Raw genomic sequence first — 12,196 nt, 5'->3', positions numbered from 1 at the left:
GTTGGAAGGGTTTTTCTATGAAGGTTAAATCCACACATCGTTTTCAGCGGTAAGCTCTGATTGCTCCTCACCTGTATTCACGACACCCATTGGCTCTACAAGCAGAATTTTACACTCCGAAGCTGCAAAGGGTTTATGTTCCACATTGCGAGGAACAACAAACATCTCTCCTGCATGCAAGCTTACCTGGCCATCTCGGAATTCGATGATTAATTGCCCCTCAAGGACGATAAACACCTCATCCGTATCCTCATGCTTATGCCAAACAAAATCCCTCTGAACTTTGACGAGTTTGAATTGATAATTATTCATTTCAGCAATGACCTTTGGAGACCAATGCTCTTGAAATTTAGCCAGTTTCTCTTGAAAATTAATCGGTATGTATGCCATTTCCTTTTCCCCCTTGTTTTGACTCTACTATTAGAATAGCATAATGCGATTTTCCACAGCAAAAAAACAGCTACTGCGTTGCTAGCAGTAGCTGTTTTGTTAGATATCATATTTTTGATGAACGTCATCTTCGTAGCGATTATAGCGCTGCTTAAAGAGCTTGAATAAATGCGTGACAAGTACCTTAAAGATCGCATAGCCTGGTATCCCTAAAATAACGCCTGGGACTCCAAATAACGAGCCTGCCGTTAATAGTACAAAGATAATCGTAATCGGGTGAATACTGAGTGATTTCCCCATAATTTGCGGGGAAATGAACTTTCCTTCGATTAACTGAACGATTGTCCATACAATCGCTAGCTTAATCAGCATCAATGGGGATGTAACAAGAGCGATAATGACTGCTGGTGTGATCGCAATAACGGGTCCTAAATAGGGCACCACACTTGTAATCATCGCAAGGAAGCCGAGCAATAAAGCATACTTCATGCCAATAATTAAGAAGCCTATCGTCACCATTGCTCCAATACACATGGATACTAAAATTTGTCCCTGTATGTACGAACTAATTTGCTTGTCCATGTCATGGAAAATGTCAGTTACCTCTTTACGCATACGTGGTGGGCACACTTTCAGCATAAATTTCGGTAATTTTTCGCCCTCTTTTAGTAAATAAAACAGAATGAATGGCACCGTTACAAGTGAAAGCAAAATACCTGTTAACGTTGATAGGAAGCCAGTAATACCAGATGCCACACCCTGTGCTACATTGGTCGCCATATCCTTCACTGTTTTTACCATATCCGTTGTGAAGTTATTCAAAACTTCATCAAAATTAAAACTAATTTTATCTAAGTACTCATTAAAACGTGAATGATTTAGGAATTCTACAATGTTTTGCGTAAATGCCATGAAGTACTCTGGGAATTCCTGTGCTAAATTAGTAAACTGATCGCGTAAAAACGGATAGACTAGCACCACAAGTAACGTAATGACACCAATGACCGCAATATAGAGGATTAAAATACCCCATATTCTTGGAATGCGCCATCGTACTAGAATCGCCAGCAATGGGCGTAATAAATAGTAACCAATGACGGCTAGTACCCCTGGTAAAATGACTACTTCAAATAAAACTTGTAGCGGGGTAAAGATAAAGGAAACTTGATTAAACATAAAAATAACACATGCCACCAGTAATAAAATTACCAGTGTAAATAATAGGTTTCTACCACCTAAAAAACGAATAAACTTGGTTGCTAACAGGCTTGAACGCTCTTTTGGTCTCTCTTTTTCCATATATCCACCCCAATCCAAATGCTCTACCTTTATATTACAGGATAATGCTGGTTTTTGCGAAACATCACTCTAGTGAAATACCTAAAAAATCACTTAAAAAGGCTTTGTTTTGCTCCACATCGATGACAATGGAATCGCCCGCATGGCTAAAGTTTTGGAATTGATAGCTCCCCTCGATAGGGATGGTTGCTTTCTCAATGTTTACCTTGCCCTTTGATAGCAATTTAAGCACTTGCTGCATTTCCTCAGTAGATGAATAATCTGTTGTGATATAGCCCTGTGCCGCCCCAACAAATTTTGGTAAATGCAACATATTCGTAGGTGTTAATAACTCTGTTTTTAATGCTTCAATCACTTTTTGCTGACGTGTAACACGCCCAAAATCTCCTTCTGCATCATGACGGAAACGCGCATAACCTAGTAGCTCCTGTCCATTTAAACGGTGAACACCTTGCTTTAATTCTACCCCAATATTTTCAGACATGTCCTTTTCAACATCCATTTCCACACCATTTGGGGCTAAAATATCCACTAAGGATTCAAAGTTTTTAAAATCAATTAGTGCATAGTGATGAATCGGTAGGCCAAACATATTTGTCAATGTATCCTTTAATAGCTGAACACCGTCTAGGTAGTAAGCTGTATTAAGTTTATAGGATTGATAGCCTGGAATATCCGCGTAAATATCGCGCATAAAGGATACGAGTTTAATGTCGTTGTTTGCTTTATTCCAGGATAATACCATCATTGTATCGGTCCGTGATTTTTCCTCTCCACGTGTATCGACCCCTAAAATCAAATAGTTTTCGATATCCCCTTTGATGCTATCACCCGTAAATTCTTCCTGTGCAACTTTAGTATCGTTGGCTAACTCAAGTCCGCTGCGATATTGCATGACCGAATAGCCGACAATCACAATGATACACAATAGTAATAGTGTAAAAAATGCTCTCCCTTTACGTAATCGACGCTTTTTAGGACGTTGGGAGCGTCTTGTATAATCTTGCTCTTCCATAACAACTAACTCCTCTATTTTGATATAGTTAATGTAACGATTGATTAGCTAGAAAGTTTCATTATAAAAAGGAACTATTCCATGTTTTTCTATCTAAACGTTATTTTACACCCATTTGCACAGTTTGGCGTCAAACAATGCTATAATATTTTCACAAAAGAAAGGATGATTCAATTGATAGAAAAAGCGACATTTGCTGGCGGCTGTTTTTGGTGTATGGTCAAGCCATTCGTCGAGTGGGACGGTATACATAAAGTCACTTCAGGCTATATGGGTGGCCACTTAGAAAACCCAACCTATGAAGATGTCAAAAAAGGAACGTCAGGTCATTTAGAAGTAGTCGAAATTGAATTCGACCCTGCTATTTTTAGTTATGAGCAGCTCCTTGATATTTATTGGATGCAAATTGATCCGACAGATGCGTATGGACAGTTCCATGACCGTGGTGAATCCTATACTACCGCAATCTTTACCTATACAGATGAGCAAAAGCAAATCGCAGCGGCCTCGAAAGAAAAACTTGCCAATAGTGGACGCTTTGATAAACCTATTGTAACCAAAATTCGCGATGCTGAACGCTTTTACCCAGCAGAGGATTATCACCAGGATTATTATAAAAAAGAGACAGAACACTATCAGCAAGACCGGGCTGTTTCTGGGCGTGATACGTTCATTGCAAAGCATTGGGAAAAATAATAAAAAAGAGGTGTCCCACAAGCTGGAGACATCTCTCTTTTATACAATCGCAACAAATTTATTAAATAGAGGCTTCTAAAAACGATTGTAGTGCGTCAAAAAAGCGTTGACCATACTTCTCAAATTTTACTTCCCCTATACCACTCACCTGTCGTAAATCCTCCAATACAGTTGGTCTCTTATCACATAAATCACGTAACGTTTTATCGGAAAATACAACAAATGGTGGTACCTTTTCCTCATCGGCAATCTCTTTGCGTAATACCCGTAAGTGTTCAAATAATGGATCATTATCCACTAGCTTCTTCACTGTGACAGCTTCCTTGCGCATGACCTGTCGATTACCAAGTAGCACTTCCTTGCCTTCAGCTGATACATAAATTGTAGGGAATGTACCATGCTTCACGGCCAGCAAGCCCTCTGCAATTAAAAATTCGATAAAGTTAGAGACATCCTTTGAGGCATATTGTCCTTTTAAAATGCCATAGGTCGATAAACGGGCAAAGCCAAATTCAGCTATCTTTTGATTTTTAGAGCCAATTAACACCTGCGCCACCATGGTCTTACCGAATTTTTGTCCCATACGCACAACACAGGCCAGCACCTTTTGCGCATCCTCTGTCACATCCGTCACTGCTCGCCCGTCAATACAGTTACTACACCGCCCACACGGCTCCTCCTCTACTTCTCCAAAATACGCTAAAATCGCATTCTGTAAGCAGCCCTCAGTATGGCAATAATCGACCATTGTTTGGAGTTTAGCTAGCTCCTGTGTAATACGAGCCTCATCCTGTGACTGTTCGATAAGAAAACGCTGTGTTTGAACATCCCCTGAAGCATACAATAAAATACAAGCACTTGGCAGACCATCTCGGCCAGCACGACCCGCTTCCTGGTAATAGCTCTCCATATTACGAGGCATTTGATAATGCAACACAAAGCGCACATTACTTTTATCAATACCCATACCAAAAGCATTCGTTGCCACCATGATACGTGCCTCATCTTTTAAAAACCGCTCCTGCTCAGCCATTCGCAAGTTTTCTGAAAGACCTGCATGATATTTTGCTACATCTTCACCAGAGCGACTCAGCACATCATAAATGGCATCCACAGCTTTTCGAGTAGCTGCATAAATGATGCCCACTTCCTGTTTATTTTGTTGTACATAATTTTTTACATAACGTTCTTTATTTTCACCAATTAACACCGAAAGTGCCAAATTCTCACGTGAAAAGCCTGTCATGACCGTTGCCTGCTCATCAATCGCTAACAATTGACGAATATCATCACAAACTGTTGGAGTAGCAGTGGCTGTCAGCGCTAAAACAGTGGGTTTTTGTGGCCATAGTGTAAAAAGCTTGTGGATCGAACGATAGCTTGGTCTAAAATCATGCCCCCATTGCGATATACAATGAGCTTCGTCAATCGCAAGTAAAGGGACAGATAAATTCGACAATGCTTGAAGAAAGGTAGTACTTTCCAGACGCTCAGGTGCAATATAGAGGAGCTTTAAATAACCCGCACTGGCAAGCTGCATGGTTTCATCCACTTCCTGTGCTGTCAGCGTACTATTGATATAGGCTGCTGGAATATTTGCTGTACGTAAAGCCTCCACCTGATCTTGCATCAGTGAAATCAGTGGCGAAATCACGATGGTTAACCCCTCAAGCATTAACGCTGGAATTTGATAGCAAATGGATTTCCCTCCACCTGTTGGCATGACACAAAGACTTGACTGCCCTCGTAATGTTTGTTCAATAATTTGGGCTTGACCTTGGCGAAAGGTATCATAGCCAAAATGATGCTGTAGCATTTGTCTAGCTTGCTCCATGCAAAATTCACTCCTTGTTTGTGAGACCAAGTAGCTTGTACTCGCCCTGTTCATTTTTTTCTAACTCATACAACATGTTGGAGTAGGCAAGTGCCTCCTGTCCAGCAGCATTCGTCAGGATATATTCCGTTTTAGCCTGGACGATAAGACGCTGTCCTTCTACGCGAATTGCCTGAATATCCGTGTCTGAGAAATGAATTTTGGCTTGCTTGGAAGCATAATAGGCAACCATACTAGCCAAGGTTTCTTGTATAGCCTCAGTTCCGACAATCGGTTTCATAACACTTGCATCCTGGGTTGTCACCGCCCCCTTTAAATGCTTGTGAAACGTATCTAAAAATAGCTTAATTTCATCGGTATTATACGCAAATATATTTTCTCCATATTGTTCGATGGCTTGCTGTACAGCTTCCTTATCCCCTTGTTCAATATAGGGGTATAAGTTTTTCGATTGGGAAAGTCGTACACTGGCTGTCATGCCCTCCTCAATCCATTCATCGATGGATGCTTGGAATTCCTTTATAGGCAATATGTATGGCTGTGACTGTCCTTGCTGTTGTCGATTAAAATATAATCCGACAATGGCTCCGTTTTCAGCCTCCATGACAGGGCTTCCTAGAGGGATCGATTGTTCCGCTTTTATATAATAGGCCGCTACTCTATCTTGGTATTTTTGAATCGTATAGGGTAAGCCATTCACATAAACAGCCAGCTGATTTAGCTCTCCTTCATATAAATTAGGCACTTGCACTTCCGCTTGATAGGTTACTCGTAACAGGGCCAAATTATAGGCTGTTGACATGACATGAATAGTTGCTGCTACCAGCTTGTCATGATCAAATTGAACAAGGGCAGTTGGTTTGGATGCCACTAGTGCACCATTCGTTAAAATATACAGTTGATCATCCTGTTGTCTGATAATAATGCCTGCTCCAACACCATGCTCTCCAATCACTTTGACCTCTGGGACAATTTTTTCCTGTTGCTTCGTCACAGCTCCCTCTGTTTCCACCTCTGCCTTTTTATTTTGAAACCATCCTGTCCCTATTTGACTGTCGCAGCCTGCGACAAGAAAAGCTGTCGCTCCTAAAATGAGCACTTTTTTATACATACCTTCACCAAAACTTTCTATTCTACATTCTCTCTTCTCTATCATAATCAAGGACTAGTAATGTTTCAAGTTTACATAATATTATTATAAATTGAATAATATTAGAAAAATGCAGCAACTACCTTAAAGTCATTTCTTTCTACCCATTAATATTGATGGAAGCCAAAATTTGCTGTGAGGATGGAAGGATATCATACCCTCAAAATAATTTTCACATAAAAAGACATGTGCAACCTGACACATGTCTCTGACAATCATTTTTTCCTTAATAGTCCTGTCGTTACTAGAATGCCGAGCATTAATAATACAAAGATCAGATACGTCCATGTATGGTTGCCTGTTAGGTCATAGCAAACGCCTATTAGAATGGGGATAATGGCACTTACCATAAAGCCACCTGCCAGCACCATAGATGACCAACTAGTGGCCTCCTGATCATTTTTGGCTTCATCAAGAGGCAACAATAGTCCGATTGGAAATAGCCCACTTAGCACAATACCAATTAATAAAACAGCCAGCCATAGGTAAAAACCCGCTGTCAGCCAGAGTAGCATAAAACCAATCACGCCAACAAAGCTAAACACTAGTAGCCAGGCCATTCGACTTGGCCATTTTTCCATGAGAATTGGGACCGCCATATTACCTATCATTTGTACAATAGACATAATTGTTAGCATGGCACTGGATGCCTCTAATGACAGGCCTTTATCCTGCAATAGCGGCGTAAGCCATGACATAATTGAGAAAAAGAGTGATGTTTGTAAACCAAAGTACAGTAAAATTACCCAGGCACGTCTAGATGTCCACGGATTACGGACTTCTTCTGACGTAGTTACTTGTTGGAGTTGCTCGTTGTGTTCGGATGGAATTGCCGCTAGCCAGATAACGAGAGCAACTATAGCAAGGATTGACCACATGCCAAGGGCGATTGTCCAACTATTACTGAAACCCTGATAAAAAGTCACGGTTAAGGCTGCACTTAAGGTAGCCCCTACGCCAATACCGAATGAATAGATACCGACTACTGTCGTAAAGCGTTCTGGAAACTTTTTCTTAATATAAGCATTTAGAATAGGACCAATCATTGCAATCGCTAAGCCTGCCGCAAAGCTTGTCACGATGAGCAAGAGATAACTTGCTTGGAAAAAGCGTAGCCCATTCGCGACGACAAGGATCGCCATTAAAAGGATGATAGCTGATTTCGTGCCCATTTTTCGCTGAAGCGGGACAGCCAAAGGTGCAAATAATCCCATACAAAAAACGGGGATAGCAGTGAGAAAGCTCATGCTTGTATTCGAGACTTGTAAGGATGTCATGAGGATATTAAAAAGCGGTCCTATTCCCGTGACAGCTGGTCTCATATTAAGAGCTACAAAAAATATACTAATGACCACGAAGGTGAGTGATACGGTCCAATGTTTTTTAGCCATTTGTTTGATCCTCTCTATTAATACGCTGCCTTTATTTATGAAAAGCTTGCATGGATTCCTCTATCCTTTTATCATGTTTTCGATGGATGGTCAATGATTGGACAGTTTATCTTTAAATGGCTAATGCTTCTTACATATTTTCAGGTGATTCAATACCTAATAAGGCTAATGACTCTTTTAAAACAATCGCAACACTCTGACATAGAGCAAGACGGGATGCTTGCTGTTCGTCCTCTGCTAATATTTTGTACTGTGCATAATATTTATTAAATAAACGTGCCAGTTGTAAGGCATACTTCGCTATTTGGGACGGATCAGCCTGCTCAAAAGCCATAGCTACCGTTTTAGGAAACTGTTCTAATAATAGGATCATCGGCCAAGCTTGCTCTCCTAAAGATTTGAATAATATATCTTGAGTCGGAGCTTTCGCTTTATCTAAAATAGAGCAAATACGTGCATATGTATATTGTACGTATGGCCCTGTTTCGCCTTCAAAATTCATCATTTGCTCGATTGAAAATTCAATATCGTTTAGACGATGGGCTTTTAAATCATTAAAAATTACCGCTCCAACCCCCACTTGCTTTGCGACTTGCTCTTTATTAGGCAGAGAAGGATTTTTCTGCTCCATATTACGCTGTGCTGTCGTTATAGCTTCTGCTAGTACATCAGCTAATAGCACCACTTTGCCTTTACGCGTCGACATTTTTTTACCATCCTTCAGCATCATGCCAAATGACACATGTTGCAAATTCTTTGCCCAAGGATAGCCCATTTTTTCGATGACCTGAAAAAGTTGTTTAAAGTGGAGGGACTGCTCATTGCCAACAACGTAGAACATCTTTTGGGGCTGGTAGTGCTGTTTGCGATACAGGGCAGCTGCTAAATCACGCGTCGCATAAAGCGTGGCCCCATCCGTTTTCTTTATTAAACATGGAGGCATCTCCTCCATCTCCACCACATACGCACCTTCTGATTCCACGAGGAGCCCTTTTTCTTTTAATTCTGTAACAACGGATGGCATTTTGTCATTGTAAAAGGCTTCACCTGTAAAGGCATCAAAATGAATTCCTAATAGCTCATATATTGTTTGAAATTCTACGAATGACACATCTCGGAACCATTGCCATAATGCCTGTGCCTCTTCATTACCGTCCTCCAATGCTTTAAAGGCGGCACGAGCCTGTTCATTGAGCGTTGGGTCTTGCTCTGCCTCTTCATGAAACTTCACATAAATCTTTAATAACTCCTCTATCGGTGACGCTGAAATGGCCTGTTTATCACCCCAAAGCTGATAAGCAACAATAAGCTTGCCAAACTGTGTACCCCAGTCCCCTAAATGATTAATACGAATGGCTTGATAGCCATTTTTTTCTGCAATATTTGCTAAGGCATTGCCAATGACCGTTGAACGTAAATGTCCCATTGAGAAAGGCTTGGCGATATTAGGAGAGGAAAAATCCAAGACGACCGCTCCCATCTTTGTTGGAGTAGTACCATATTGTTGCTTGTCGCGCAGAATCTTGCTTAACACCTGTTGGGTCACCTTTTGTTGATCGAGAAAAATATTGACATAGCCACCAACAGCTTGCACACGCTCAATGCTGTCATGATTTATTTGACTTGCAATATGTGCTGCAATACTTTGCGGTGATTTTTTCCACACTTTTGCTAGAGTAAAGCATGGAAAGGCTACGTCCCCAAGCTCCAAACTTTTGGGTTTTTCTAATAATAACACTATTTCCTCTCCTATTATTTGTTGCTTTAATGCGACTGCTATACTGTTGGCGATTAGTTGATTCATTTTACTCCTCCTCCTGTTCAAATAAAAAAGCCCTCGCCTCTATAATTAGAGACGAGAGCATGATAATCCCGTGGTACCACTCTAGTTGTCATGTAACATGACCACTTTCCGTTGTTAACGAGGTGACGCCCCGCTATTCTCTACTACTTGTTCGAGAACCTTCTCCAAAGTGCGCTTCATTCATGGTTCCTGCATTAGGCTCCCACCATCCCTAACTCGCTTGCCAGTCATTCCATCAATTACTCTCTTTTTCATCGAATTTTTCTATGATTTTGACATATATTACAGGATTTCCTTATTGGCGTCAACCATTTTTTACGTTGCCGTTTCAGCAAAAAACGCTCCTCACGAGGAGGAACGCTTTTTTCTACATACTGAATCACATCAGCCATAATGGCATACATCTCTTTTAATTTTAATTCCTTATTGTCAGAGACTTTCTTCGCTACTTTCTCCGTGATAATTCCTTTTTCTACTAATCTATCCCAGCTGGTCGCATTGGATTCACCGATAAGGACGTCGGCCAAATATTGAGCCAGCTCATCTCGCTCAATAGCTTCATCACCTTGATTATAAACCTTATTGATGACAATTTCGAGTTGGTCCTTCATTCCTGATCCACTTTCTCCACCAGCACGTAACATACTCTCTTTTAACATTTTAGCAAACTTTATTTTCGTCGCCTTACTGTTTACTTTTAAGTCATTATCATAGCCGCCCACTACAAGGCCGTAATTAATGAGCGTTTGAATGGCTTCATCATACCATTCTCCTTGATATGGATACTCAATTGAAAATGAATCAACATAGGCACCTTGTTTAGCCAATTGCTTTCGTAATGTAGCGATTAATGGTTTATCCTTACTCATGTCTCTAAAGGTTACATCGTGCTTCTGTGCAAGAGCAGCCGCAGTCCCAGCCGCTTCACCTGTTACCATCCCTGTTGGAACAATACGTGCACTACCAGCTGCAAGTGATGAATAACCAGCAGAGCGTCCGACAACCAGTAAGCCATCAATATCCTTCGGTACTAACGAACGGAAAGGAATAGCATATTGCTTTGGTGCAGCGATCACATAGCCGTAATCATGAGGCGTTTGCGCTTGCACATCGACTGGATAAGAGGCAATGCCAATGCTATCCCACTGATCACTATTTTTCCACAGGTCTGCCATTGGTAATTGATACTCTGCCCAAATGTGTCTCGTTTCTCGGACGTAGAGTTCTTCTGGATAGCTGACAATTTCAGCCTTTTCAAACCCTGGGAAGTTTGTTTGTAAATATTTTAGAATGTGTAACGTTTCTTTCTTCCCAGCGACAATCGCCGCTTGTTTTGAGGATTCATTCAAGCCATCAATACCAAAAATCTGTAAGGCATTGATGAAATATTCATCATCTACACGAGCTAAGTTTAAGCCTCGTAATCTTGTGCCCTCTTGTAATGGCTTGTATTCATCATGCAGCTTTGTAAAGCCCCACATCACCGTATGATTTAAATTAGCACCGCCAAATACACCAGAATTAGCCGCTTTTTTGACTTCATCCCAATGGACATTTTTTAAATGTAGCATTAATGTCACGGCCATACGCTTATCCTTTATGCCAATATCTTCTCCACCCACAAAGAAAGGAACGCCCGACAAGGCAGCAAAATCAGCATCCTGTGTAGCATCTATAAATGATTTCCCCGTCACAACATATGTACCGTACTCATTTTTTAATTCCACAGACGTTAATTGTTGTTGTTTGACATTCGCTTTCACAACCTCGGTTTGCACGGATAAAGTTAAGTTGGGCTCTTCATCGATCAGCTTTTTAAAGGCTGCCTTAGCACCTACAATGCCAAAAGCGTCATTCCCTCTAACAAGCTCATGCCATTCCTTAAATATTCCCTCACTAATCGATTTGTTATGGCCATTACGAGGAATGTCGAGGAAATTCAGCATACCATATGTAAATAATCCACCTAACTCTTGTCGTTTTTCGACCAGCAATGTTTTCGCACCATTTCGAGCAGCAGCCACAGCCGCAGCCACACCCTCTGGTTCACCACCGATGACAATAACATCATATTCTTCCTCTATATGTTCAATTGGTTCTGGCTTTTTATACTCATCTACTAATTTATTGTATGCCATAGAGTTTGTTATTTCTTTAATAAAATAGTAGCTACCAAACCCAAGTAAAACTACTATTACACAAGTGGCTGTCCATAATAAGCCCTTACCCATAATATACCTCCAATTGTTAAAATTTCCATTGATGTGTTTATTTAATCATCATTCCCGCCACAAGGGCTGAATGTCCTAGTTGAACGCAGGCATATCATTACCAACAACGAATAATTCATTGGCTTACAGCATTTTTTATGAAATTATCATCAAGATAAATGAATGAAATCATTTATGAGGATTGTGATGTTTTTAGTCTAACTTTAGCAACATCTATCTAGTATAAATGAAAGAGCCACAAATAGCTGGCATTCAAAACGGGGATGGGCTTGTGGGCACCAGTGATGATTTACTTGATATATAAACAGTCAGAATCATTTTAGACGAAACCTTTGTGAATAAGCAACTAAAATCCCCGTGGTAAATGATGTCATTTTTCTATTCTT

9 protein-coding genes and 1 other annotated feature are annotated in these 12,196 nt (G+C 40.6%); of the genes, 1 reads left to right on the top strand and 8 read right to left on the bottom strand.

Annotation, left to right across the window (positions count from 1 at the left end):
- Positions 1–24: 24 nt before the first annotated feature.
- The 3 genes from NP781_RS09835 to NP781_RS09825 form a co-directional block, all read right to left on the bottom strand.
- Complete coding sequence (locus tag NP781_RS09835) at positions 25–390, bottom strand: cupin domain-containing protein (protein ID WP_257522141.1); 366 nt, start codon at positions 388–390, stop codon at positions 25–27.
- A gap of 99 nt (positions 391–489) precedes the next feature.
- Positions 490–1,689, bottom strand: a complete 1,200-nt coding sequence (locus tag NP781_RS09830; protein ID WP_004230045.1) for an AI-2E family transporter — start codon at positions 1,687–1,689, stop codon at positions 490–492.
- Between the two features lie 64 nt (positions 1,690–1,753).
- Positions 1,754–2,704 carry an LCP family protein gene (locus NP781_RS09825; RefSeq protein ID WP_257522140.1) on the bottom strand — a complete coding sequence of 317 codons (951 nt, stop codon included), beginning with the start codon at positions 2,702–2,704 and terminating at the stop codon, positions 1,754–1,756.
- Between the two features lie 165 nt (positions 2,705–2,869).
- Here NP781_RS09825 and msrA point away from each other — a divergent pair, with 165 nt between their 5' ends.
- Entirely contained in the window at positions 2,870–3,400 is a 531-nt protein-coding gene (msrA, locus tag NP781_RS09820) for a peptide-methionine (S)-S-oxide reductase MsrA (RefSeq protein WP_257522519.1), read from the top strand.
- Between the two features lie 61 nt (positions 3,401–3,461).
- Here the strand turns inward: msrA and recQ are convergent, their stop codons facing one another.
- The 5 genes from recQ to NP781_RS09795 form a co-directional block, all read right to left on the bottom strand.
- A complete protein-coding gene (recQ, locus tag NP781_RS09815) occupies positions 3,462–5,234 on the bottom strand; it encodes a DNA helicase RecQ (RefSeq protein ID WP_221682114.1) in 1,773 nt (590 codons plus the stop codon).
- Positions 5,235–5,241: 7 nt separating this feature from the next.
- Positions 5,242–6,345 carry a TcaA NTF2-like domain-containing protein gene (locus NP781_RS09810; protein ID WP_257522139.1) on the bottom strand — a complete coding sequence of 368 codons (1,104 nt, stop codon included), beginning with the start codon at positions 6,343–6,345 and terminating at the stop codon, positions 5,242–5,244.
- 254 nt (positions 6,346–6,599) lie between these two features.
- Entirely contained in the window at positions 6,600–7,775 is a 1,176-nt protein-coding gene (locus NP781_RS09805) for an MFS transporter (RefSeq protein ID WP_257522138.1), read from the bottom strand.
- Positions 7,776–7,905: 130 nt separating this feature from the next.
- Entirely contained in the window at positions 7,906–9,579 is a 1,674-nt protein-coding gene (gene argS / locus NP781_RS09800; protein ID WP_257522137.1) for an arginine--tRNA ligase, read from the bottom strand.
- Positions 9,580–9,623: 44 nt separating this feature from the next.
- Positions 9,624–9,843, bottom strand: a binding site (T-box leader).
- Entirely contained in the window at positions 9,831–11,810 is a 1,980-nt protein-coding gene (locus tag NP781_RS09795; RefSeq protein ID WP_306831598.1) for an FAD-dependent oxidoreductase, read from the bottom strand. Its footprint overlaps the feature before it by 13 nt.
- Positions 11,811–12,196 lie beyond the last annotated feature (386 nt).

Origin of the sequence: Lysinibacillus sp. FN11, assembly GCF_024628845.1 — a bacterium.
Taxonomy (GTDB): Bacteria; Bacillota; Bacilli; order Bacillales_A; family Planococcaceae; genus Lysinibacillus; species Lysinibacillus capsici.
This window is presented reverse-complemented; position numbering and strand designations above follow the sequence as displayed.